Annotated in this window: 23 protein-coding genes; 13 read left to right on the top strand and 10 right to left on the bottom strand. The window is 67.2% G+C overall.

Going from position 1 to position 24,013, the window contains the following annotated elements:
- Positions 1-35 precede the first annotated feature (35 nt).
- The 6 genes from WDJ57_RS18615 (at position 36) to WDJ57_RS18590 (ending at position 6,816) form a co-directional block, all read left to right on the top strand.
- Positions 36-1,397, top strand: a complete 1,362-nt coding sequence (locus WDJ57_RS18615) for an NAD-dependent succinate-semialdehyde dehydrogenase (protein ID WP_338902458.1) — start codon at positions 36-38, stop codon at positions 1,395-1,397.
- A 120-nt stretch (positions 1,398-1,517) separates the two neighbouring features.
- Entirely contained in the window at positions 1,518-2,852 is a 1,335-nt protein-coding gene (locus WDJ57_RS18610; RefSeq protein WP_338906315.1) for an ABC transporter substrate-binding protein, read from the top strand.
- A gap of 10 nt (positions 2,853-2,862) precedes the next feature.
- A complete protein-coding gene (locus WDJ57_RS18605) occupies positions 2,863-4,887 on the top strand; it encodes an ABC transporter permease (protein ID WP_338902456.1) in 2,025 nt (674 codons plus the stop codon).
- Positions 4,880-5,644, top strand: coding sequence for an ABC transporter ATP-binding protein (locus WDJ57_RS18600; protein ID WP_338902455.1), 765 nt, complete (start codon positions 4,880-4,882; stop codon positions 5,642-5,644). The genes WDJ57_RS18605 and WDJ57_RS18600 overlap by 8 nt, the downstream gene beginning before the upstream one ends.
- Positions 5,641-6,363: an ABC transporter ATP-binding protein gene (locus WDJ57_RS18595; RefSeq protein WP_338902454.1), complete on the top strand. Its 723-nt coding sequence runs from the start codon at positions 5,641-5,643 to the stop codon at positions 6,361-6,363. Before WDJ57_RS18600 ends, WDJ57_RS18595 begins: the two co-directional genes overlap by 4 nt.
- Positions 6,364-6,423: 60 nt before the next feature.
- The gene (locus WDJ57_RS18590) at positions 6,424-6,816 is read left to right on the top strand and encodes a universal stress protein (RefSeq protein ID WP_338902453.1); all 393 of its coding nucleotides are present in this window, start codon (positions 6,424-6,426) and stop codon (positions 6,814-6,816) included.
- A 188-nt stretch (positions 6,817-7,004) separates the two neighbouring features.
- Here the strand turns inward: WDJ57_RS18590 and WDJ57_RS18585 are convergent, their stop codons facing one another.
- The 3 genes from WDJ57_RS18585 to rdfA form a co-directional block, all read right to left on the bottom strand.
- Positions 7,005-7,757 (bottom strand): IclR family transcriptional regulator, encoded by a 753-nt coding sequence (locus WDJ57_RS18585; protein WP_338902452.1) that lies wholly within the window; start codon positions 7,755-7,757, stop codon positions 7,005-7,007.
- Between the two features lie 528 nt (positions 7,758-8,285).
- Positions 8,286-10,235 (bottom strand): archaea-specific SMC-related protein, encoded by a 1,950-nt coding sequence (locus tag WDJ57_RS18580; protein ID WP_338902451.1) that lies wholly within the window; start codon positions 10,233-10,235, stop codon positions 8,286-8,288.
- Between the two features lie 101 nt (positions 10,236-10,336).
- On the bottom strand, positions 10,337-10,963 hold the full coding sequence (gene rdfA / locus WDJ57_RS18575; protein ID WP_338902450.1) for a rod-determining factor RdfA: 627 nt from the start codon (positions 10,961-10,963) through the stop codon (positions 10,337-10,339).
- 247 nt (positions 10,964-11,210) lie between these two features.
- On the opposite strand from rdfA, the gene WDJ57_RS18570 reads away from it, so the two are divergent.
- Positions 11,211-11,636, top strand: a complete 426-nt coding sequence (locus WDJ57_RS18570; protein ID WP_338902449.1) for a helix-turn-helix domain-containing protein — start codon at positions 11,211-11,213, stop codon at positions 11,634-11,636.
- 148 nt (positions 11,637-11,784) lie between these two features.
- Positions 11,785-12,972: a redox-regulated ATPase YchF gene (locus tag WDJ57_RS18565; protein WP_338902448.1), complete on the top strand. Its 1,188-nt coding sequence runs from the start codon at positions 11,785-11,787 to the stop codon at positions 12,970-12,972.
- On the opposite strand, the gene WDJ57_RS18560 is transcribed toward WDJ57_RS18565, so the two are convergent.
- Positions 12,969-13,727 (bottom strand): citryl-CoA lyase, encoded by a 759-nt coding sequence (locus WDJ57_RS18560; protein ID WP_338902447.1) that lies wholly within the window; start codon positions 13,725-13,727, stop codon positions 12,969-12,971. The two genes, WDJ57_RS18565 and WDJ57_RS18560, sit on opposite strands and share 4 nt — an antisense overlap.
- A gap of 21 nt (positions 13,728-13,748) precedes the next feature.
- A complete protein-coding gene (locus tag WDJ57_RS18555; protein WP_338902446.1) occupies positions 13,749-14,837 on the bottom strand; it encodes an ATP-binding protein in 1,089 nt (362 codons plus the stop codon).
- A gap of 103 nt (positions 14,838-14,940) precedes the next feature.
- On the opposite strand from WDJ57_RS18555, the gene WDJ57_RS18550 reads away from it, so the two are divergent.
- From WDJ57_RS18550 to WDJ57_RS18535, 4 genes are all read left to right on the top strand, one after another.
- Complete coding sequence (locus tag WDJ57_RS18550; RefSeq protein ID WP_338902445.1) at positions 14,941-16,575, top strand: potassium channel family protein; 1,635 nt, start codon at positions 14,941-14,943, stop codon at positions 16,573-16,575.
- 102 nt (positions 16,576-16,677) lie between these two features.
- On the top strand, positions 16,678-17,256 hold the full coding sequence (locus WDJ57_RS18545; protein WP_338902444.1) for a LemA family protein: 579 nt from the start codon (positions 16,678-16,680) through the stop codon (positions 17,254-17,256).
- Between the two features lie 2 nt (positions 17,257-17,258).
- A complete protein-coding gene (locus WDJ57_RS18540) occupies positions 17,259-18,179 on the top strand; it encodes a hypothetical protein (RefSeq protein WP_338902443.1) in 921 nt (306 codons plus the stop codon).
- Between the two features lie 43 nt (positions 18,180-18,222).
- Positions 18,223-19,011: a hypothetical protein gene (locus tag WDJ57_RS18535; protein ID WP_338902442.1), complete on the top strand. Its 789-nt coding sequence runs from the start codon at positions 18,223-18,225 to the stop codon at positions 19,009-19,011.
- An 18-nt stretch (positions 19,012-19,029) separates the two neighbouring features.
- On the opposite strand, the gene WDJ57_RS18530 is transcribed toward WDJ57_RS18535, so the two are convergent.
- Together WDJ57_RS18530 and WDJ57_RS18525 are read right to left on the bottom strand one after the other, a co-directional pair.
- Positions 19,030-19,482: an Hsp20/alpha crystallin family protein gene (locus WDJ57_RS18530; RefSeq protein WP_338902441.1), complete on the bottom strand. Its 453-nt coding sequence runs from the start codon at positions 19,480-19,482 to the stop codon at positions 19,030-19,032.
- 72 nt (positions 19,483-19,554) lie between these two features.
- Positions 19,555-20,082 carry a VIT1/CCC1 transporter family protein gene (locus WDJ57_RS18525; protein WP_338902440.1) on the bottom strand — a complete coding sequence of 176 codons (528 nt, stop codon included), beginning with the start codon at positions 20,080-20,082 and terminating at the stop codon, positions 19,555-19,557.
- A 186-nt stretch (positions 20,083-20,268) separates the two neighbouring features.
- On the opposite strand from WDJ57_RS18525, the gene WDJ57_RS18520 reads away from it, so the two are divergent.
- A complete protein-coding gene (locus WDJ57_RS18520) occupies positions 20,269-20,571 on the top strand; it encodes a helix-turn-helix domain-containing protein (protein WP_338902439.1) in 303 nt (100 codons plus the stop codon).
- A 27-nt stretch (positions 20,572-20,598) separates the two neighbouring features.
- Here WDJ57_RS18520 and WDJ57_RS18515 read toward each other — a convergent pair whose 3' ends face one another.
- From WDJ57_RS18515 to WDJ57_RS18505, 3 genes are all read right to left on the bottom strand, one after another.
- Positions 20,599-21,120, bottom strand: a complete 522-nt coding sequence (locus WDJ57_RS18515; protein WP_338902438.1) for a halocyanin domain-containing protein — start codon at positions 21,118-21,120, stop codon at positions 20,599-20,601.
- A gap of 76 nt (positions 21,121-21,196) precedes the next feature.
- Positions 21,197-23,533: a heavy metal translocating P-type ATPase gene (locus WDJ57_RS18510; protein ID WP_338902436.1), complete on the bottom strand. Its 2,337-nt coding sequence runs from the start codon at positions 23,531-23,533 to the stop codon at positions 21,197-21,199.
- A gap of 104 nt (positions 23,534-23,637) precedes the next feature.
- The gene (locus tag WDJ57_RS18505; RefSeq protein ID WP_338902435.1) at positions 23,638-23,907 is read right to left on the bottom strand and encodes a hypothetical protein; all 270 of its coding nucleotides are present in this window, start codon (positions 23,905-23,907) and stop codon (positions 23,638-23,640) included.
- Between the last annotated feature and the right edge of the window lie 106 nt (positions 23,908-24,013).

Below are 24,013 nucleotides of genomic sequence, written 5' to 3'. Positions count from 1 at the left end.
TACCTAAGACCCTGTGCTCGGGACTACCAAGCGTCATGGACGCAATCAATCCCGCCACGGGAGAAGCCGTCGGCTCGTACGACGAGCACGACGACGAGGACGTGGAGGCGGCGCTGTCGAAGTCGACGGCGGCCTTCGAGGAGTGGAGCGAACGCCCGATGCGCGAGCGCGAGGAGCTGCTCGCCGACGCGGCCGACGTCCTCCGCGAGAACAAGCAACGCTACGCCGAGATGATGACGAAGGAGATGGGCAAACCCATCTCGCAGGCCGTCGGCGAAGTCGAGAAGTGCGCCTGGGCCTGCGACCACTACGCGGAGTACGCCAGCGCCTACCTCGAACCGGAACACCACCCGAGCCCGCCGGGGACGGAGGTCAAAACGGTCCACGACCCGCTCGGGCCGGTGCTGGCCGTGATGCCCTGGAACTTCCCGTTCTGGCAGGTCATCCGCTTCGCCGCGCCGTATCTCACGGCTGGCAACGTCGGCCTGCTGAAACACGCCTCGAACGTCCCCGGGTGTGCCCTCGCGCTGGAGGAAGTCTTCGAGGAGGCCGGGTACCCCGAAGGCGTCTTCCAGACGCTGCTCGTCGGGTCGGGCAAGGTCGAGGACGTCCTGACCGACGACCGCGTGCGCGCGGCGACGCTCACGGGCAGCGGCCCCGCGGGCCGGGCCGTCGCCGAGACGGCCGGCCGGGAACTCAAGAAGACCGTGCTGGAACTGGGCGGGTCGGACCCGTTCGTCGTGCTGGACGACGCGGACGTCGAGGCGGCCGTCGAGACGGGCGTGCAGGCGCGCAACCAGAACGGCGGCCAGTCCTGCATCGCCGCCAAGCGCTTCATCGTCCACGAGGACATCTACGACGAGTACGTCGACGAACTGGTCGACGCCTTCGAGGCCCTGACCGTCGGCGACCCGATGGACGAGGACACGGACATCGGCTCCCAGGCGGACCCGGACCTGATGGCGGAACTCCACGAGCAGGTCAAGGGAAGCGTCGAGGCCGGAGCGACGGTGCTGACGGGCGGCGAACCCCTCGACAGGGAGGGGGCGTACTACCCGCCGACCGTCCTGACCGACGTGCCCCACGGCTGCCCCGTCGACGCCGAGGAGACGTTCGGGCCGGTCGCGGCCGTCTACGAGGTGGCCGACGAACAGGAGGCAATCGAGGTGGCGAATGACACCCGCTTCGGACTCGGTGCGAGCATCTGGACCGAGGACCGCGAGCGCGGCGAGCGCCTCGCCCGCCACGTCGAGGCTGGCTGTGTCTACATCAACGAGATGACCAAATCCGACCCGCGGGTCCCCTTCGGGGGCATCAAAGACGCCGGCTACGGCCGCGAACTCTCCGAGGCCGGCATCAAGGAGTTCGTCAACCGCAAGACAGTTTGGGTGCAGTAGCGCCGCGGCGGCGACTCCGCATCGGCGGAATCGCGGGGTGACGGGCCGTTCTCTCGGGAGAACGCGGTTTGGGACACAGAAGGTTTTATTACGGTGAAGTTTCCATTGAGGAGTGTGACCATGAGAGACACTGATGGCGGTACGGACAAGCGTGTGCGAACTGCTACCTCGCGTCGGAAGTTCCTGACCCTCGCCGGTGCAGCCGGGGCCGTCGGCCTGGCTGGCTGTGGCGGCGACGGTGGCGACGGCGGTGACGGTGGCAGCGACGGCGGTGACGGTGGGAGTGACGGCGGAGACGGCGGCTCCGGGGGCGACGGCGGGTCCACTGGTGGCACGACGACAGTCACCGTGGCGAGCATCAACCCCATCAGCGGGGCGTACAGCTCACTCGGCCCGGGCCAGCGCGCCGGTGCCGAACTCGCAGTCGAGCAGATAAACAACACCGACGAGTACGACTTCGAGTTCGACCTCGTAACGGGCGACACCCAGACCACCGCGGGTGCGGCCCAGTCAGAGGCCCAGCGGGTCGTCCGGGACGAGGGTGCGGAGTTCGTCTTCGGTGCGATTTCCAGTTCTGTCGCGCTGTCGCTCAACGAGTTCGCCAAGAGCCGCGAGTTCATCTACTTCCCGGGCGGTGCGGCAGTCCCGATTACGGGCAGCGCCTGCAACGAGTGGGTGTTCCGCTTCGAGACCAACACGGCCCAGATTGCCGAGGCCATCTCGGCGTACTCTGTCAACAACCTCGGCTCGAACGTCTGGTTCCACATCGCGGACTACGCCTACGGCGACTCGGTGTACTCCCGCGTCAAGGAGCGGATGCAGGCGGCCAACGACAGCTTCACCGAAGTCGGCAAGACGGCGTCGCAGCTGGGTTCGGGCAACTACGGCTCCTTCATCAGCCAGATAAGCAACTCCGAGGCCGACGTCGTCGTCGTCGGGATGACCGGCGGCGACCTGGTGAGCTTCACCAACCAGGCCGCCGACGCCGGTCTGACCGACGACGTGGCCGTCGTCAGTGGGACCCAGACCTTCCAGAGCGTCCGGGCCGGCATCGGCTCCAATGGCCTCGGTACCTACGGCGGCGTCCGCTACCTCCCGGACATCGACCTCGGCGACAACACCCAGTTCGTCGACGCCTACCAGAGCGCCAACGACGGCCTGCCGGGCAACTTCGCGCGCGTCGGCTACGACTCGATGCGCCTGATGGCGAAGGGTATGAACGAGGCCGGCAGCACCTCGCCGCCGGACGTCCGGGACGCGCTCGAAGGCGGCACGTTCACGACGGTCCTGGGCGACATCACGCTGCGCGAGGAGGACCACCAGGCGACGAACCCGACCTGGCTGGGCGAACTCGTGCAGGGCGACAGGGACATCGCCGACGTGGAACTGCTCAACAAGGTCGAGGGCCCCGACACGCTGCCCCCGGCCAGCGAAATCGGCTGCAACATGAACTGACTGAGTCCCCATGGTAGTCGCAGACTTCATCGAACAACTCCTTAACGGGGTCACGCTGGGGATGGTCTACGTCCTGTTAGCCGCAGGGCTCTCCGTCATCTTCGGGGTGATGGACGTCATCAACTTCTCGCACGGCGAACTGTTCGCGCTCGGTGCGTACTTCGCGCTGAGCGTCGTCGACCCGCTCGGTGCGGGCGTCGGGTTCTGGGTCGCGCTCGTCGCCGCCCCGCTCCTCGTCGGCGTCATCGGCGCCGGTATCGAACGGCTGACCGTCCGGCCGCTGTACGGCCGGAACCCGCTCTATCACATCCTGCTGACCTTCGGGCTGGTGCTGGTCATCAACGACCTCATCAGGCTCCTCTGGGGCACCCAACAGCAACAACTGGCCGTGCCCGATTTCCTGGGCCAGCCGATAAGTTTCTTCTCGATTTCCCTGTCGTTGTACAACTACTTCATGATCGTCTTCGCCGCCTTGCTCGCGGCGGGGACCTGGCTGCTGTTGAACCGGACGAAGTACGGAATGATAATCCGGGCCGGCTCCGTCGACAGGGAGATGGTCCGCAACGTCGGCATCGACATCGACCGCTACTACACGCTGGTGTTCGGCTTCGGTGCCGCGCTCGCGGCCGTCGCCGGCATCGTCCTCGGCGGCTACCAGAACGTCAACACCGGGATGGGCGGGAGCGTCATCATCCCCGCCTTCGTCGTCGTCGTCCTCGGCGGCCTCGGCAGCTTCCGCGGTGCGGTCTACGGCGGCCTGCTCGTCGGCATCGTCCAGACGCTGATGCGGACCTACAGCGGGACCGCACTGTTCGACCTCGGCGGCTTCCCCGTCGCCGTCCCCGACCTGGAGGGCCTGACGGTCTTCCTGCTGATGATCGGCGTCCTGCTGGTGAAACCGCAGGGCCTGTTCGGAACACGTGGAGCGGAATCCGAAGGCGGCGAGGGGGAGATACTCGTCGGTGGCGAGAGTGCGGTCCTCGGCAGCGACCGCCGGGTCAAACTCGGCGCAATCACCGTCGGCCTGCTGGCTATCGCCCCCTTCGCCCTGCTGTCGATGGGCGAGAACTTCTACGTCATCCTGCTCAGCGAGATTCTCATCTGGGCCATCTTCGCGCTCAGCCTGGACATCGTGATGGGCTACGCGGGGCTGGTCCCGCTTGGACACACGATGTTCTACGGCGTCGGGGCCTACGTCTCGGCACTGGTGATGCTGCATCTCACCTCGTCGTTCGTCGTGGCGCTGCTCGGCGCGATTCTGCTCTGTATGGTGCTGGCGTGGATCGTCGGGAGCCTCTCGATTCGGGTCTCCGGCGTCTACTTCGCGATGATTACGCTGGCCTTCGCCGAGTTGCTCTACAGTACCGTCTTCAAGCTCCAGTTCACGGGCGGCAGCGACGGGCTGCTTGGCTTCAGCGCGATGATGGGCATCGCCGGCTTCGGCGCGCCGCTGTCGGACATCGAGTTCAACCTTCTGGGCATCGAACTCGGACCGCAGGTGGTGTTCTACTACCTCGCGCTCGTGCTGGGCGTGCTCTCGTTCCTGTTCGCCCGGCGGGTCATGAACGCGCCGTTCGGCAGCGTCCTGCAGTCCATCCGCGAGAGCCAGGAACGGACGGAGTTCATCGGCTACAACGTCACCCGGTACAAGCGCCGCGCGTTCGTCATCAGCGGCGGGATGGCCGGGCTGGCGGGCGGGCTGCTGGCAATCAACCCCAGCGTGTTCGTCATCTCGCCCGACGCGACGCTGGCGTGGATTCACTCCGGCGAGGTCATCGTGATGGCCCTGCTCGGCGGCATGGGGACGCTCTTTGGCCCCATGCTCGGCGCGGGCGTCTTCCTCGGCGCGGAGGACATCCTCTCGTCGTACACCGAACAGTGGCGGATGATAATCGGCGCAATCTTCGTCGTGTTCGTCCTGTTCGTCCCGCGGGGACTGGTCTCGGTCCCCTCGCTGCTCGCCAGTCGCGGCGAGTCGGGCGACGAGGGATCGAAACTCGGCATCGAGGAGTCGGAGGTGAACACGGATGACTGAGTCAATCCTCCGGACGGAGGGACTGACCAAGCGCTTCGGCGAACTGACCGCCGTCGACCACGTCGACCTCGAAGTGGAGAGAGGCGAGTTCCGCAGCGTCATCGGTCCGAACGGGGCCGGCAAGACGACCACGTTCAACCTCATCACCGGTGCGCTCACGCCCACCGAGGGCAGCGTCGAGTTCGACGGCCAGGAGATAACGGGAATGGCCCCGCACAACCGGGTCCGGCGCGGACTCGGCCGCTCGTTCCAGATTACCAACGTCTTCGGCGGGCTGACCGTCCGCGAGAACGTCCGCCTGGCCGCGCAGTCGGTCCACGACGACGACATCAGCGCGAGCGACGCGATGTTTCGCGACAAGGACTCCTTCGACGACATCAGCGAGCACACGACGGAAGTGCTGGAGCAGATCGGCCTGCGCGAACGCGAGGACGAACTCGCGGAGACGATGGCCTACGGCGACAAGCGCCGGCTCGAAATCGGGCTGGTGCTGGCGACAGACCCCAAGCTCGTGATGCTCGACGAACCCACCGCGGGCATGAGCAGCGAGGAGACGCGGGAGACGATGGACCTCATCGCCGACGTGCTCTCCGACCAGTCGCTGATGCTCATCGAACACGACATCGACCTCGTGATGCGCGTCTCGGACGTCATCACCGTCCTGACGCGAGGGCAGGTGCTCGCGAGCGGGAGTCCCGAGGAAATCGCTGCAAACGAGGACGTGCGCGACGCCTACCTGGGAGGTGCACGGGAATGAGTGACCCGCTGCTCTCGCTGGAGGACGTCCGCGCCGGCTACGACCTGACAGAGGTGTTGCAGGGCGTCACGATGGACGTCGAACGCGGCGAGGTCATCTCGCTGGTCGGCCGCAACGGCGTCGGCAAGACGACGACGCTGCGCTCCATCGTCGGCAACCTGACGCCGACGGCAGGCACGATTACCTTCGACGGCGACGACATCACGACGCTGCGTACGGAGGAGACAATCCGGAAGGGCATCACGTTCGTCCCGGAGGAGCGGCGCATCTTCCCCGGGCTGACCGTGCGCGAGAACATCGAGATGGGGATGATAGGCGTCGACGCGAGCGACGGGCCCTCCGTGGACGAGGTCATCGACATGTTCGAGAACCTCCGCGAACGCGAACACAGCGACGGGTCCGTGCTCTCCGGCGGCGAACAGCAGATGCTCGCCATCGCGCGGGCGCTCATCGCCGACCCCGACCTCCTCCTGCTGGACGAGCCGACGGAGGGGCTGGCCCCCTACATCGTCAGGCAGATAGAGGACATCATCGCGGACCTGAACGACCAGGGAATCACCGTGCTCGTCGTCGAGCAGAACATCCCGGTCGCGCTGGACGTCTCCGACTACACCTACATCCTGGAGAAGGGCCACATCGTCCACGAGGGCCCCGCGTCGGACGTCCGCGACAACGAGGACGTGCTCAACAAGCACCTCGGCGTCGGGATGGCCGACTGACGCCCCCGCTTCGGCCAGACGAGCGATACATATTTGACAATCGTCCCTGAATAGGCGACTATGAAGGACGTACTACTCGGCATCGACCAGAGCGTCGAGCGGTCGGTCACGCTGGCGGAGACAGTACTGGACCTCTTCGACACGGAGAACGTACAGGTGTACCTGCTGCACGACTTCGTCGACAATCCGGAGGGCGCATCCGTGACGCAGGTCGACTCGGTCAAGCGGGCACAGGAACTGTTCGAGGAGGAAGGGGTCGACACCGAACTGCGCGAGGGGAGCGGTGACCCGGCACAGTCCATCATCGAGACGGCCGAGGACCTCGATGCGGACGCCATCTGCGTCGCGGGGCGCAAGCGCTCGCCCGCCGGCAAGATGCTCTTTGGCAGCGTGACACAGAAGGTCATCCTGAACTCCGAGCGGCCCGTTCTCACCTGCAGCACGTCGGGATAAGGCCCGACCGCCACCGTCACCCCACTGAATCCACCCTTCCCGGGAGCGGTCGCTCTGGGGCCTCCGCCCGGACGTTGGGTGGTTCAGTATAATAGAACACTCCGAATCACCGTTCTGGGGAGAAAATACCGTTCAGGGCGTCTCTCGACGCCACTCGGAACCGATGACATAGATTCGAAAGAGTAGAACTACCGGTAGGAGAGATTGACCCGCAGTTCCCCGGAGACACCACGGACCAGGTCGGAGAGTTCGTTCTCCAGCCGGTCGCTGTCGAGGCGGTCGGCCGGCCCGGAGACGCTGATGGCACCGTAGACGTTTCCGGAGTTGTCCCGCAGCGGTGCGCCGACGCCGGCGACGCCCCGGAGGAACTGCTCGGTGCCGTAGGCGACCCCGCGCTCGCGGATGTCGGCGAGTTCGTCCGCCAGGTCCTCCCGGCTCTGGAAGCCCGGGAGGGGATACTCGTAGCTGTCGAGTATCTCCCGGCGTCGCTCCTCCGAGAGGTTGGCGAGAATCGCCTTCCCGGCGGCGAGGCGGTAGAGGTCGATGTGCTGGCCGATGCGCGCGTTGGTGCGGATGGCGTGACTGCCCACGGAGTTCGCGAGGAAGACGGCCTTGCCGTTCTCCTCGACGGTCCACCACACCTTCTCCTCTGTCTCGTCGGCCAGTTCGTCGAGTCTCGGCAGCACCTCCTCGTACATCTCCTGGGTCTCCCGCACCATCATCCCCATGTCCAGAAACCGGAGACTCAGCCGGTACTGGTGGGCGTCGTCCTGCACGACGTAGCCCCGCTCCCGCAGCGTCGAGAGGTGGACGTGGACGGTGCTTTTCGGCATGTCGAGGGCCTCCGCCAGCTCCGTCACGCCCGCCGTGGTGTGCTCTTTCAGCGCCTCGATGATGTCGAGCATCCGTTCGTCCGAGCGTATCGTGGTGTCTGTTCCCATAGTGCAAGCTGCGAACCGGAGCCGCATAACTCTGTTCATCCTGGTTAAATCACCCCGAAATAGCCGAATTCGGCCGGCAGAGACCCGCTTCTCACACCAATCTGTCCGTCCCTCATGCGGAGCGGACCGTCTACTGGCGAAGAAAACCGAACGCGGCAAGAGGAAAACCGGAGGAGACGGAGTGAGACGGCCGTCTACTGGACTCGTCCCGGTCGTTCGGGTAGCTCGAACGGGTGTTTCGCTGACTCGTCCGCGAGTTTATCGCGACAGCCCACAGTGAGTGCTCCTCTGTGCCCCAGGCGGGGCTGAGAAGCGTTCATCCTCGCCGAATGTCGACTCAAAAACAGGATGAAAGTCGACCGGCGCTGACCTGCAGTTCGACGTGAGTGAACACTGGCCACGATTCCCCTCGTGTCCGGGTATCGGGATTACAGCGATACGCGTGTCAGGGTCGCGGTCGGAGTCGACCGACTCCGCTCCGTGCAGACACGCGGAGCAGGAGACGGGGCGCGGAGCGGGTCCGCGCGCTCAGATGTCGGTGACGCGCTGGTAGTCCTCGTCGAGCGCTTCGGCGTCCTCTTCCAGGAGGGCGACGACGAGGTAGTCGGCGTACTCGCCCATGTACTCGACGAGCGCGGCGATGCGCCCGGAGTCGATGGCCTCCAGCGAGTCGAGCAGAATGAAGGGTACCTCGTTGTAGACGTCGTGGGCGAGGTAGCCCGCAAGCGCGAAGACGAGCCCCGTGACCTCCCGTTCGCTCTCGCTCAGGTGTGCGAAGTCGTCCTCGTAGGTGACGCCGTCGGCAGTCGAACGGACGACGTGGAGTCTGAACTCCGTCTTCGTGACCTTCCGGCGACCCTCGCGAGCATCGGTCTCGGCGCGTTCGACCCAGATACGGTCGAGGTTCTCGTAGTCGAGGATGTCGAGAACGGTGTCCATGTGGTCGTTGAACGCCTCGACGGCCTCCTCCTCGATGCGGTCGATACGGGTCCGAAGTTCCGTCAGTTGCTCGGTCAGCCCCTCGCGTTGCTCCTCCAGGGGCTCGATTTCCTCGATTTGTTCCTCGATATCCGCTATCTCGCTCGCGACGCGGTCGCGCTCGTCCTCCAACCGCTCGATATCCAGGTCGAGTTCGTTGACTTCGCGGTGAACGTCGAGGACCTCCGAGCGGTCCTGCTCTTCGAGCGTCGCTATCTCGTCTTCGAGGCGGTCGATGTCCGCAGTTAGCTCCTCGCGCTGGTCTTCCAGGTCCGACAGTTTCGACTCCCGCTCCTCGATTTCGGCGCGCACGTCGGCGAGCTGGCGCTTGACCTTCTCGCGGCGCTGCTGTGCGGACTCGACGGCCGACCGGCGCTCCTTCAGGTCGTCGAGTTCGTCCTCGATGTCGCTCTGGTCCGTGTACTTCGACTGGCGCAGTTCGCGCAGGCGGGCGAGGGTGTCCTCGATTGCCTCCTGGTCGACCTCCGTCCCGCAGGTCCAGCAGACGGTGGCGTCCTGGTCGTCGAGCAGCTGGTCGGTCACCGACTCGCTGGTGTCCTCGCCCCTGAGCGCGGCAGCGATGTCCTGGCTGGTCCCGTCGAGCATCTCCTCGTTGAACTGGATGACGTTCTGGAGCTTGCTCAGTTCGGACTCCAGGCGCTGTTTCTGGTCGCGCAGCCGGCTGATCTCCGAGGAGATGGCGTCGAGGTCGTCCGTCCCGTCCTCCTGGAGGTCCTCGTACCGCGATTCGAGGTCCTCGCGCTCGGTCCGGAGCGAGTCGAGGCTCTCCTCCTGGCTCTCCAGCCGGAATTCGGTGGTTTCGAGCTGCGAGCGGGTCTGCTGGAGGGACTGCATCTTCTCTTCGAGTTCCGTCTGCTCGGCGCGCGCCTCCTCGGCGTCCGTCGACCGCTCCTCCAGTTCCTGCCGTTTCTCTTCGAGTTCCGCCTCCTTCTCCTCGATCTGGTCACCCAGGTCGACGCGCTTTTCCTCGAGTTCCGGGAGTTTCCCCTTCAGGGATTCGCGTTCCTCTATCTGGCGCTTTATCTCCTCGCGCTGGGACTTGAGCTTGCGTATCTCCGCCTGAATCGCGTCTGCGTCGACCGGGTCCATGATGATGTCCCGGAGGTCCTCTTCGAGCGCGACCGTGCGCCGGGCCTCGTTGGACTCCAGCAGGAACCCGAAGAGGTCCGCGAGCCGCGAGTCCTCCAGGTAGGGGTCGCCACCGAAGGAGATGCCACCGGCCTGCCGCGTGAGGTCGCGGGTGTACTCCGTGTCGCCGATTTGCAGCGAGACGCTCCCGCCGTCGGCGTCGCCCTTGAGCGATACCTGGTCGCTGCCGAGACCGGCCATAATCGCCTGCAGGAACGACGTTCTGTTCGTCGCGTTCCGTCCAGTCAATATCGTCACGCCGGGGTCGAAGGTGACCTCGGTCCGTTCGATGCCGCCGATGTTCTCGGCTTCGAGACGAACCGCTCCTTTCGCGACGTTTCTTGATTCCATGCTCACACGTTCGGACGCCAACTATAATATCACCTGCGGTTTGGACCCGGTCCGTGCAGCGGGCGTTTCGAACCGACGGGTCGAGGGGCCATGCGACGGGTCTAGGTGTCCTCGCGCTCGCAGTCGCACCCGCCGCGACGGAGCAGTTCGCCCAGGTCGTACTGCGTCTCGCAGTCCTGGCAGTAGACCCGAAGGTCGACGATGGTGTCGAACGAGCCCAGCGAGAGGTGACCGGCCTCGCGGAGTTCCGACAGCGAGTTCTCCATGACGGCGACGGTTCTGCTGCGGAGTCGCTGGATGCGTTCCTCGTGTTTCTCCAGGGGTTCCGTCTCGTCGGTGGTCTCCTTCGAGACGCCGAGGCCGTTCGTGAGGTACGTGTAGACGGCCTGGTGGGTCACGAAGTCGCTCTGCAACTGGTCGACGTCGATGCCCGCACGTTCCAGCCGGTTGCGCTGCTGGGTCCGGACGCCGGCGCTGACGTCGTCGTCGGTGAGCAGCCGGTATGCGTTCTCCGCCTCGCCCTCCAGTGGGTCCGTGCCTGCGCGCTCCATCGCCTGGCGCAGCACCGCGATGTTGATCTCGTCGGCGAGGTCGCGGAGACTCGTCGCCTCCCCCGACTCCCCCAGCCACAGGTCGGGCAACTCCGCGTGGAGGTCGAGCAGGTCGTACTCCGAGAGGACTTTACCCACCTTGTAGTTGGTGTGCGGACTGGCCGTGTTATCTGCCATCTGTCCAACTCTACTGGAAACCGTTACTTAGCCGTTTTGGTGCCACGCCGACGAACCGGATTACACCCGTATCCATGTAATCGAGTGTCAACCGGATACCGACGAGCACTTTCCCCGGAAGTTCGGTACCCACGTAGGAATTTAAAAGCGCGAATCCACGCGGTCCGCTGGGAAGCGGCCGGCGCTGCTCCGAGATTTTTGTAGATAAGTAGTTAGAACTTTGTGCGTGGGGTGCGTCGACCTTCACATGGGAAAGCTCGACGACGTCCCGACTGACCGCCTCCGCGAGGAACTGGCGGCCGCCGAGAGCGCGAAGGCGGCAAAGCGGGTGATGGTCGCGCTGGCGTACAAAGACGGCGTGTCGGTGACAGCGCTGGCCGACCGGTACGGCATCGCCACGTCGACGCTGTACCACTGGCTCGACCGCTTCGAGCAGCGGCCGGTCGACGACGCGGCGAGCGACGACAGGCGCCCCGGCCGACCGAGCAAACTCGCAGACGAGGAGCGCGCTGCCGTCGAAGCGGCCACTGCCGAGCCGCCGACTGCGGTTGGATACAACGTCGGCAAGTGGTCGCCGGAACTCCTCCAGCAATACATCGAGGAGGAGTTCGGAACGACGTACTCGGCGGACTACCTCCGGACGCGCTTCGACGGGTGGCTGGAGGACGACTGAGGTGAAAACTACAATTACTTCTCTACATAATCTGTGTCACTGTCGTACGCCTCACCCGGGCGAGCGATGCGGACCCCTGTGTGTCACTGACGCCCGAAGGCCGTCCGTTTGATAACGTTTTAACCGACGATGCGCCTGAGACCGGGCAATGAGCTACAAGATCGGACTCGTCGGCAAGCCCTCCGTCGGCAAGTCCACCTTCCTCAACGCGGCGACGATGAACGACGTGCCGGAGGGCGCGTACCCGTTCACGACTATCGACCCGTCTGTCGGCGAGGCGTACGTCCGCGTCGACTGTGCCGCCCCGGAGTTCGACCACTCCTGTACGCCCAACCACGGCTACTGCGCGGACGGGACCCGGTTCGTTCCGACGCAACTCGTCGACGTCGCCGGCCTCGTCCCCGGTGCCCACGAAGGCAAGGGCCTGGGCAACCAGTTCCTGACCGACCTCAACGAGGCGGACGTGCTGATTCACGTCGTCGACTTCACCGGCGAGACGGACCTGGAGGGCGAACCGACCGAGGACCACGACCCACGCGAGGACATCGACTTCCTCGAAGGGGAACTGGACATGTGGTACCTCGACATCCTGGAGAAGGGCATCGAGCGCTACCGCTCGGGCTACCACGGCGAGGAGAAGGCAATCGAGGCGGACCTGGCCGAGCAGATGTCGGCGTTCGGGATTTCCGAGCAGGAAATCAAACAGGTCGTCCTCTCGCTGGACCTGGAACTGGACCCGGACGCCTGGGACGGCGACGACCGGGAAGCGCTCGCCCGCGAAATTCGCGTTCGGACGAAGCCGATGGTCATCGCGGCGAACAAGATGGACACCGAGGCCGCGCGCGAGAACTGGGCGACCATCACCGCAGACCCCGAGTACGAGCACCTGACGTTCGTGCCCGTCTCCGCACACGCCGAGAAGGCCCTGAAGAACGGTGCCGAGCAGGGCGTCCTCGACTACCGACCCGGCGACGAGGACTTCGCGGTGACCGCCGACCTCCCCGAGGAGAAGGCGGCCGGTCTCGAACAGATACGGGAGTTCGTCACCGCCTACGGCGGGACCGGCGTCCAGCAGGCACTGGAGACGGCGCTGTTCGAGGAACTCGAGGCCATCGCCATCTTCCCTGGCGCGCGCAAGCCACAGGACGACGGCACCTTCCTGCAGGACTGTTTCGTCCTGCCCGACGGCGCGACCGCAGAGGAGTTCGCCTACTTCCTGCACACGGACATCGGCGAGGGCTTCCTCCACGCCCACGACGTCCGCTCGGGCCGGCAAATCGGAGCCGACACCGAACTCGACCACCGCGACGTCGTCGAGATTACGACGACGAACTAGTCCTCCCGGGGCGGCGTCGTGTTGCTGTCGACGGCCGCCCAGATGTCCATCCCGATGGGTCGCTCCTGTTCTTCGAGGACCTCGCCCGTGACGCCCGCGGCGCGGCTGACGACCGCCAGCCCGCGGGCGGCAGTCGGCGAGAGGCCGACGTCCGCGGTCAGCGCGGCGATGGCACCGGTGACGTTGACGAGCAGGTCCCGGCCGGTCGCGTCCTCGAACGCCTCGCGGACCTTCCGCAGGACGGCGGTGTGCTCGCCGGCCAATCCCTCCTCCTCTGCGATGTCGAACAGCCGTTCTGCCCGCGGGTCGACCGGGTCCAGTTCCGGGTGGCCGATGCCGGGGAAGTACTCGCCCGACTCCAGCGTCGCGGCGACGAACGAGTCGACGGCGGCGTCGGTGTCGTCGGCCGCGGCCAGGTCGGCCAGTTGCTCCGAACACTCCTTCATCGGGCCCGCGAAACGCGAGCCGACGGCGGAGATGCCGCTGGCGATGGCCGCCTGCGGTGCCTCCGGGGCGGCTGTGGCCGTCATCCGCGCGGCGATAGACGAGGGCGTCGTCCCGTGGACCATCAGCGAGGTGAGGATGGCGTCGACCAGTCGGTGCTCGGCCTCGGTCGGTTCCTCGCCGGTCCAGAGGTAGAACAGCGCGGCGGCGAAGTCGAGTTCGTCCATGACCTCGCCGGCGAGGTCCTTCTCGCGGACGCGAATCGAGCGCTCGTCGTGGCTGGAGAGTGCCGTCTCGAACTGTCTGTCCATACGCCACCCGAGGGCGCGCACTTACAAGTCGCTGTGGTCGGCTGCGGTGTCGTCTCCCCGCATCTCGCGGACGCTCGGACTGTCACCCCCGTGTGGCGTGTGCCGGCGGCGAACCCGCGCGGCGTGAACCGTCTCCGTCGCGTCGTCGACGACAACCACGTCGCCGGTCCCCGTCGGCAACTGCTCGGCGAGGGCGGTGTCCATGTACGTCGGCCGCGCCCGCGCCAGCGCGTCGAGGTCGGCCTGTGACGTGAGCCGGTGCGCGACGAGCAGGTCCGACTGGGAGACGGCGACAGCTGGGAGCGCGCTCGGCCGCTGGGTCGCCAGTGCGAGACTGACCCCGGGTGCCCGACCGCGCGTGAGAAGCCGCCGGAGTGCACCCGCCGCGACGCCGTCGGTGAAGGCGTGCGCCTCGTCCAGCAACAGCCAGGGGAGGCGGTCCACACTCCCGTCGACGCGAGCGCGATACAGCCCTTCGGCGACGGCTCTGACGACGGCACTCGCCGGAGCCCGGTCCAGCCCGGAGAGGTCCACGACGGTGGCCGATGGGCTGGCGAGGTCGGCGGGAGACAGGCCGTCGGCGTCGAGCACGCCCCAGGAATCGGCGAGCGCGAGGTGGTTGACGGCAGCGCGAACCGCCGTCGCGGGTGCGTCGGCGTCGCGGACTGCCGTCCGCATCCCGTCGAGCGTCGTCGCCTCGCGTGCGGCCCGCCAGACCAGTCCGCCGGCACCGCTCTCGGGGGAGAGGTCGAGCAGGCGACACCAAGACCGCGGGTCGAGCGAGGCGGGGGCGACGGCCGGGTCCGGTTCGACGTCGACGGGGACGGCGTCGTGTGCCGGGTCGGTCACGCCGCCCGCCATCTCCCCGAAGGCGCCCATCGGGTCGAGGACGACGGGGGCGATGCCGCGCGTGCGAGCGAGCCCTTCGGCGACGACGCCGAGCGTGTAGGACTTGCCGTAGCCCCGCTTGCCGACGACGAGCACGGCGTGCGGACCGTCGAAGTCCAGTGCCAGCGGCGCGCCCGCGCTGCCGTCCCGCGCCCGGTAGTGGCCCAGTCGCCCGGTCGGTCCGGCCTCCGGTCCCGCCTCGCGGCCGAGTACGAACGTCACGGGAGCCGGTGGTCCCGCCCCGGGACTTGAACCTTCGGCCGACCGTCGGACGGCAGTCAGACGACGTCAGTACGTTTTAACCGTCGGAGAGGTACGGACAGGTATGGACAGGTGGCAGCGCCGGACGGGATACTATCTGCTCGTCCTGGTCGCGCTCATCATCAGCTACGCCCTCGCCTACGAGTACGGCATGGGTGCCTTCGAGGACCGGCCCCGCTCGTTTCTCCACTCCCTCCAGGTCGTCGTCGAGACGTTCACGACCACCGGCTTCGGCTCCGACGCCCCGTGGACGACCTCCTTCATGCAACTCCTCGTCATCTCGATGGACGTCATCGGAACGGTGATGATATTCCTCGCGCTGCCGGTCTTCCTGTTCCCGGCGTTCGAGGACGTCCTCTCGACGACGGTCCCGTCGGCCGTCGACGATGGGCTAGACGACCACGTCATCGTCGCGACCTACACGCCGCGGGCGGACCCGCTGGTCGAGGAACTCGACAGGCGCGGCGTCGACTCGGTCATCGTCGAACCGGACCGCGAGCGCTCGCTCGAACTCTACGAGAACGGCTACGACGTCGTCCACGCAGACCCGGACTCGGTGGAGGGGCTGCGCAACGCGAACCTCTCGGAAGCGCGCGCGCTGGTCGCGGACGTGTCCGACGAACTCGACGCCAGCATCGTCCTCACCGCCCGCGAGGTCTCCGAGGACGTGCGCGTGGTCAGCGTCGTCGAGGACCCCGACAGCACGCGGTACCACGAACTCGCGGGTGCCGACATCGTCCTCTCGCCGCGCCCGTTGCTGGGCGAGCGCCTCGCGGAGGTCATCTCGACAGGGGTCACGACGGACCTGGGCGAGGGTATCGAGGTCGGAGAGGACTTCGAAATCGCCGAACTGCTGGTCCACCACGGGAGCCCGCTGGCGGGCATCACGCTCGCCGAGAGCGGCCTGCGCGAGCAGACCGGCATCAACGTCATCGGTGCGTGGTTCCGCGGCGAGTTCGAGACGCCGATGGACCCGACGACGGTCCTGCAGGGCGGGACGGTCCTGTTGCTGACCGGCCGCGAGAGCCAGATAGAGTCCCTGCGAGGGTTGCCCGAGTCCGCCGTCCGGGAGTTCGAGGCCGGCGAGACGCTTGTGGTTGGCTACGGGCAGGTCGGACAGTCGGTCGTGAACGCGCTGGCGGCCGAGGACCAGACCTACACCGTTCTCAACCGGAACGACGTGCCCGGCGTGGACGTGGTGGGCGAGGCCAACGACCCGGATGCACTCCGCGAGGCGGGCATCGAGTCCGCGCGGTCGGTCATCCTCGCCATCCCGGACGACACCGAGACGGAGTTCGCCACGCTGGTCATGCGCGACATGAACCGCGACCTCGACATCGCGGCGCGGACTGAGGAAGCCGAGGCGGTCCAGAAGATGTACCGCGCGGGCTCGAACTACGTCCTCTCGCTCGCCCAGGTGACCGGACGCATGGCCGCCTCGGCCGTACTCGAAGGCGAACCCGTCGCCTCGATGAACCACCAGGTGACCGTCCGACGGACCCCCGCACCGGGGCTCGCCGGCCGGACGCTCGCAGAGGCCGACGTCCGCTCGCGGACCGGCTGTACCGTCGTCGCCGTCGAGCGCAACGGCGACGTGCTGACCGACCTCGGTCCGGACTTCCGCGTCGTGAACGGGGACGAACTCATCATCGCAGGAACGAAAGACGGGACCCGCACGTTCGTCGACCTCCTGGGCTGATAGGTCACAGTGACAGACAGTCACAGACCCGCCCTCCACTGCGTATTCGCAACGCACGCCACCGAAATAGATTTATAAGTAATATGAGAATATAGTAGGAGTATGGTACTGGAAATCGTGGCGGGATTCGTTCTGCTGCTGGTGGTGGTCTTGCTCGTGGCCTACGTCGTCAACATCTACAATCAGCTGGTGAGCCTGCGGGAACGCGCCGAGCAGGCCAGACAGAACATCGACGTCCTGCTGAAACAGCGCCAGGACGAACTGACCAAACTCATCGACGCCGCGAAGGAGTTCATGGACCAGGAGGAGCGGGTCCTGACCCAGCTCACAGATGCCCGGGAGCAGGCGGCAGCGGCCGAGACGCCGGCCGAACAGGCGGCGGCCGACCAGCAGATTCGCCAGGCGCTGACGAACTTCGAGGCCCGCGCGGAGGCGTACCCGGAACTGCGCTCCCAGGAGAACATGCTGCAGTTCCAGGAGCGCATCTCCGAAATCGAGTCCCAGATTGCAGACCGGCGGGAACTGTACAACGAGTCCGTCACGCACCTGAATACGCGCATCGACCAGTTCCCCTACGTCATCCTCGCCCAGCAGTTCGGGTTCGAGGAGAAGGAACTGTTCCGGGCGACCGAGGCGGAGAAGGCTGACGTCGACGTGGGCGCGGCCTTCGACAGCGCGTGAGCATGACCGGCCCCACCTCGTCGGTGCCCGTCGCGTTGCAGTCCGGCGGGGGCGACGTGGAACTCCTCCTCGTCCTCGTCGTCGGCTTCGTCCTGGGACTGTTCCTCGTCTACGACGGCTTCGACACCTGGAAGATGGCCCGACTCATCCAGGACACGCCCACCTCGAAGGTGCGCTCGATGGCCGTCGGGCGGACGGAACTGGAGGGTGTTGTCCGCGAGCACGACGGCGTCCTCCATCCGCCCTACGCCGGCGACGACTGCGTCTACGTCGAGTGGGAGGCCGAGCGCCGCGAGCGCCGCGTCGACGACGACGGCGACGTCCACTACACCTGGGAGACCATCGCGGAGGGCAGAGAGTCGCTGGCGTTCGACCTCGACGACGGGACTGGCGAGGTGCTCGTCCGGGCCGACCTCGACCTGCCCGAGTTCGACATCGAGACCGACGCGTTCAGCCGCACAGTTTATTTCGACCGCGGTGAGCGCCCGCCGGCGGAACTCGGCCGCTACATCGCCGCCTTCCGCACCCGCGAGGACACCACAAGCGAACTCGACGCCGAGGAGGGTGGCTTCTTCGACAGAGCCATCGAGAGTCTCTCCGATTTCATGGTGGAGGACAACCCGCTGGCAAACACCGCCAAGCGCCGCAGATACACGCAGACGGTACTGCCGGTCGGGACGGACGTCTACCTCTTCGGAACCGCACAACCCCGTCGCGCCGGAGAGATGACCACCGGCCAGCAGGACCTGCTGGAGGTCCGTCGCGACGCGGAGACCGGGGAGTTCCTCGTCGCCGATAGCTCCGGAGCGCAACTCCAGGAGCGGTACTCGCGGTGGGGCCCGATCGAGACCGTCGGCGGTATCGTCGTCAGCGCCGTCGCGCTGTACTTCCTGCTGTCGTGGTACGTCGTGCCGTGGACGTGAGGGCGGCGACATGCTTAGTTCCCGTGCGGGCGAATCACACAGTATGAGCGACGAGCGCGAACGGACGGTCGAGCGGGCGGCCGTCGACGAAGCGACCAGGGCGGCCGACGACGAAGCGACCAGGGACCTGGCCCCCGCGCGCTCGTCGGCGGAGGACGTGGACGCGGCCGCCGAGTCGTTCCTGGCGCTGGAATCACGGTTCCAGGGGACCGGGTCGGACACCGTCCGTGGGCGCGCGGTGAACGTCGAAACGGTGCCCGCCAGCGAGGTGCCGGGGGACTACCCCGTCAGGGTAGACACCCCGGCGGCGCTGGCGCTCGAACTCGCCGTCGACGCGGCCGACGGGCGGCGGGTAGTCGCCTACTTCGCGTGGGACGAGGGGCGGACCGACGACAGGCTGAGCCGCTTGCTCGCGCTGCACGGCATTCCCGCCCACCGCTTCGGTGACCTCCACGGCGAGTCGATTCTCCTCCGCGCCGAGGACGGCTACTACCTCCCCTGCGTGCCCGAGGAGTCCGCCCGCGGGTCGGCCCGCGGCGTCTACGGCGTCGGACTGGGGCTGGCTGTGAACCTCCTGTCGCTGGGGCTCCTGGCGGGCGGGTTCGGGAGCGTGCTCTCGTCGGCAGTCGTCCTCGTCGCTGTGTTCGCGGTGAATCTCCTCCTGCTCCCGGCGTCGACGTATCTCGACGGCTGGTACCTGCGGACGCAGACCGACTGGGGACAGGGACCGGCGTTCTGGGCGCTGCTGGCGGCGCTGCCGGGACTCAACGTCGCGTCCTCGCTGGCGTACCTGTACTACCGCCAGCGGGCCAGGCCGCTCGCCGGGGAGTGAGTGCAGTCCAGAGGGTCGCTACTCGACCTCGATGTCGACGTGGTTGCCCTCCTCCGTGACCTCCTCCTTGGGAATCGTCACCGTCAGGACGCCGTCGCTCATCGTCGCGGCGACGGCGTCGGCGTCGACCGGGTCCGGCAGTAGAATCGACCGGCGCATCGAGCGGTGCTGTCGCTCCCGGCGCAGGTATCGCTCGGACTCGGTTTCGGCCTCGTGCTCGTGCTCGGCCTCGATGGTGAGTGTGTCGTCGGTGACGCGGACGTCGATTTCGTCGCGGGAGAAGCCGGGCACGTCCACCTCGACCGTGTAGGCGTCGTCCCCGTCGATGAGGTCCAGCGCCATCGATTCGCCGGCCATCGAGATGTCGAACGTCTCGCCGGACTCCCAGGAGCGGGCGGCGTTCTCGAACTCGCGGCTCATCCGGTCGAACATCTCCTCGAGCGCGTCGAACGGGTTGCTTCGGCTACTCATGGCTCGGTCTGACTGTCGCCGCGGGGGACATTAGCGGTTTCAGCACTTCCCAGCCGGTGGGAAGTTCCGAAGTCAGGCGAAGCCGGCGACGGTGCGACCGGTGACGAAGGCCACCGCGGCCGCGACCATCCCGACGACCAGCATCTCCAGCCCGTTGTACGTCCACGACCGGTCGGTGACGAGGCTGCGACTCGCGCCGACCGCGAAGAAGGCGGCGGCGGTGAACGCTATCGAAAGGGGAAAGAGCGGGTCCAGCCCCAGGATGTAGGGGATGAGCGGCAGCCACCCGGCGGCGACGAAGGCGAGAAACGTCGCCAGCGCGGTCTGCGAGGGGGCCTTGCCGCCGGGTTCGGGTCCGCCGGTGGCGCTGTGGTAGTCCCGCTCGGAGCGCCGGCTGAGGAAGTTGCTCATGCCCATCGAGAAGCCGTCAGCGAGGAGGTTCGCCAGCCCCAGGATGAGAACGATTGTCGGGTCCAGCGCCGCGCCGGCGACGCCGGAGACGACGGCGAAGGTGGTGACGATGCCGTCGTTGGCCCCGTAGATTATCTCGGCGATGTACTCGCCGGTCGCTTCGATGTCGCCCCGGAAGAGCCGAACCATGGGGACAGTTTCGGGCGGCGCCAGCATAGTAAGCGGGCCACACAGTCGGCGAGGGACAGCCGTCGCCGGTCGGTAAGCCCTGCCAAACGACAGTAAGGCCTGCCGAGAGTCGACTAGTCGGTTCCGAACGGCGACGACGATGGTGCGGAACTTTACCGTCGCTCACCGTGGGTGAACGACTGTCACATGAGCAAGGAATCCTCCCCGGTCTTCGACGCCCTGAGCGACGCGGACTGCCGAGCAATCATCCGGGCCATCGGCCGGCCGCTGACGGCACGAGAGGTGGCGACGCGCTGTGACCTGCCGCTCTCGACGGCGTACCGGAAGCTCGACGCGCTCCAGGAGACGCCGCTGGTCGAGCAGACCTACCGGCTGCGCGAGCGCGGGAAACACCCCCAGCAGTACCAGCGCTCTGCGGACTCGCTACTCGTTCGCTTTCCCGACGAGCGGGTCGAGGTGACAGTCGTTCCCCACGCCCTGGTCGACTGACGGCCCGCGAAGCCGGTCGCGTCCCGTTCATTCGACGGCGATTCCCCCTTTCATTCCGACGCCGAGGTGGGGCTCGCAGTGATACAGCGCTACCCCGGTTCCGTCGAGCGTCTGCGTGTACACCTCGCTGTCGCTCTCGACTGGCTGGCCCGAGGTGAACGTGTAGTCCGACAGGCCGAGTTGCTCCTCCGGGTCTGCCTCGACGTTGTGGGCGTCGCCCTCACCCGTCCAGACCCAGCGGACGGTCGTGTCCACGGACACCACGGCCGCAGACGGCCCGAAGGCGAAGTTGCCGCCGTTGCCCTCGGAACCGACGTCGATGTCGACTTCGTCGTTGTCCCGCAGGTCGACGAGCGTCCCGTCGTAGGTGTCGTCGGCGTCGCCGACTGTCGTGTCCGTCAGCCACTCGTCGACGGGCGGGTAATCCGACCCCTGGAGTCCGGCCGCGCCGTCCTCGCCGTCACCGGCGGGGCCGCCACAGCCCGCGAGCACGACCGTTGCGAGCGCCGCGCCTTCGAGGTATCGACGCCTGGAGAGTCTGGCCACCATATCCACCCACAGGGCGCGTGTGACCCTCGCTCTACCGGGACTTCCTACGGACTGGGAAGTTCTGTCCCGGAGCGGGTCAGGAGACGGACTCCGTGGGCACGATGCGCGAGAGCCGCATCGCGTTGCCGGTGACGCCGACGGTCATCCCGGCGTCGCCGACCAGCACGGCGACCCAGATGGGCACCAGCCCGAAGGGCACCAGCACGGCCAGCAGCGCCTTCGCGCCGAGGCTCGACCAGACGTTCTGCCGGATGACGCTGGTGGCCCGCATCGCCAGCCGGCGCAGGTAGGGCAGTTTCGCCAGGTCGTCGCCCAGCAGGGCGATGTCGGCGGTCTCCAGCGCCGTGTCGGTCCCGGCCGCGCCCATCGCAATCCCGACCGTCGCCGTCGCCAGCGCGGGCGCGTCGTTGATGCCGTCCCCGACCATCGCCACGCCGTCGTGTTCGGCCTCCAGTTCCCGGACGGCCTCGACCTTCTCCTCGGGGAGCAACTCAGCGCGGAAGTCGTCGACGCCCACCTGCTCGGCGATGGCCCGGGCGGTGCGCTCGTTGTCGCCGGTCAGCATCACCACCTCCTCGATACCCAGCGCGCGCAACGCCTGGACCGCCTCGCGAGCGCCGGGGCGTATCTCGTCGGCGACGGCGATGACGCCCTCCAGTTCGTTCTCCGTGCCGACCAGCACGACCGTCTTGCCCTCCGACTGGAGCGCGGGGATGGTCTCGTCGACGAGGTCCATGCAGTCGTTGCGCTCGCAGAGGTCCCGCGACCGGGCCGTGACGGCCCCGCCCTCGGTGGCGGCGTGGACGTGCGAGAGGTCGAAGCCCAGGTCCTCGAACAGGCCGGGCTTGCCGGCGTAGTGGGGCGTCTCGCCGAGTGTCGCCTGCACGCCCTTGCCGGTGATAGACTCGAACTCGCTGACCTCGCCGGCCGCGACGGCCCGCCCGTCCGCGTGCTCGACGATGGCCTCGCCGATGGGGTGTTCGCTCCGCGTTTCCAGGCCGCGGGCGCACTGGAGCACCTCCTCCTCGGTGTTGCCGTTGACGGGGATGACGTCGGTGACGGTGAGTTCGCCCTTCGTGAGCGTCCCGGTCTTGTCCAGCGCCACGGCCTCCACCTCGCCCATCGCCTCCAGGTGGGTGCCGCCCTTGACCAGCACGCCGTTTTTGGCCGCGCTGGTGATGCCCGAGACGACGGAGACGGGCGTCGAGATGACGAAGGCACAGGGACAGGCCAGCACCAGCAACGTGAGGCCGTGGAGGACGGCAGTCGACCAGGAGACGCCGAAGACGGCGGGGCTGACCAGGGTCACCAGGATTGCGAAGCCGACGACAAGCGGCGTGTAGCGGTCGGCGAAGCGGTCGACGAACTGCTCGCGTTCGGTCTTCTCGGCCTCCGCGTCCTCGACCAGTTCGATGACCCGCGAGAGCGTGTCCTCGCCGGCGATGGCCGTCGTCGCCACCTCCAGGTAGCCGCCCTCGTTGATGGTGCCGGCGTACACCTCGTCGCCGGGCGTCTTGTCGACCGGGACGCTCTCGCCGGTGACCGGCGACTGGTTGACCGCGCTCTCGCCGTCGACCACCTCGCCGTCGACCGGAATCTTCTCGCCGGGACGGACGACCACGCGGTCGCCGACCAGGACGTCCTCGACGGGGACCGTGACCTCCTCGCCGCGGCGCAGCACGGTCGCCTCGTCGGGCGAGAGGTCCATCAACTCCTCCAGTGAGGTGCGCGCGCGGTCCATCGAGTGCTGTTCGAGCAGTTCGGCGACGTTGACGAGGAAGGCCAGCGTCGCGGCCTCCAGGTACAGCGGTTCGGCGAAGACCAGGCTGGCCGTCACCGCGCCGACGATGGCGGCGCTCATCAGGAAGTCCATGTCCAGCGACCGGTTGCGCGCCGAGTAGTAGCCCCCGCGGAGGATGACCTGCCCGCCGGCGGCGATGCCGACGAGAAAGAGCACGTCAGCGACGGAGTGGGGCGTCCCCAGCACCGTCGCGACGGTGGTGTCGAGGGCGGGAAGCAGGAAGGCGACGAGAAGCCCCGCTGCGAGGAAGAGCCCGCTGATGGCCGTCTTCACGCCGCGAGAGCTCCGGAGAATCGACCCGTCGGCCGCGTCCTCGTCGGCTTCTGCGTCGGGGACCGCGTAGCCCGCGCTCTCGATGGCCGCGACGAGCGTCGCGCGGTCGACCACGGACTCGTCGTAACGGACGACCGCGAGACCTGTCGTCGGCCGGGTGTCGATGTCCAGGACGCCCTCGACGTCGGCCAGGGCGTGCTCCACCTTGCCGGCACAGGAGGGACAGTCCATCTCCGGCACCGAGAAGCGCACCGTCTGCTCCGCGGCGTCCTCGCCGGCACCTTCCCGCCCGCCGGCGGTCCCGGCCGCCCGCGACGCGTCCGTTCCGGTCTCGCTCATGCGCGAGGCTAGGCCGCCACGTCTTATTAATTCGGCTGTTATCGAGCCCGGTCTAGATGGGATACTTTAACAAATTAAGTAGGCTGCGATAATAACTCGGCCCGTCACTCGCCGTCGGTCGTCGCGTCGCCGTCGGTCGGTTCGGGGGGCGCGTCCTCGCCCCGGTCTGCGGCGGGGCTCGTCTGGCCGGTGAGGTCGAGCGGGCGGACCCAGCCGTACCAGAGGACGAAGACGGTGGTGCCGTAGCCGATGGCCCACACGGCCGAGCCCAGCAGGGAGTACCCCGCCGCGTTGACCAGTCGGACGGCGATGCCGGTCCCCGCGACGCCGACGAGCACGACGAGTGCGAACGCCCTCCGCGAACCGAGTTCCATACCCGCCGTTTGGCCCGGACGGGCCTGTGTCTTTCGCGTCGGCCCGCCGGCTAGCAGACCGCAGGGATAAAGCCGGTCGTCACCGAGGGGAATGACAATGCGGTTC

Source organism: Salinibaculum sp. SYNS191 (assembly GCF_037338445.1).
Taxonomy (GTDB): domain Archaea; phylum Halobacteriota; class Halobacteria; order Halobacteriales; family Haloarculaceae; genus Salinibaculum; species Salinibaculum marinum.
Note: the sequence above shows the minus strand (reverse complement) of the source record. Positions and strands in the feature narration are given on the sequence as shown.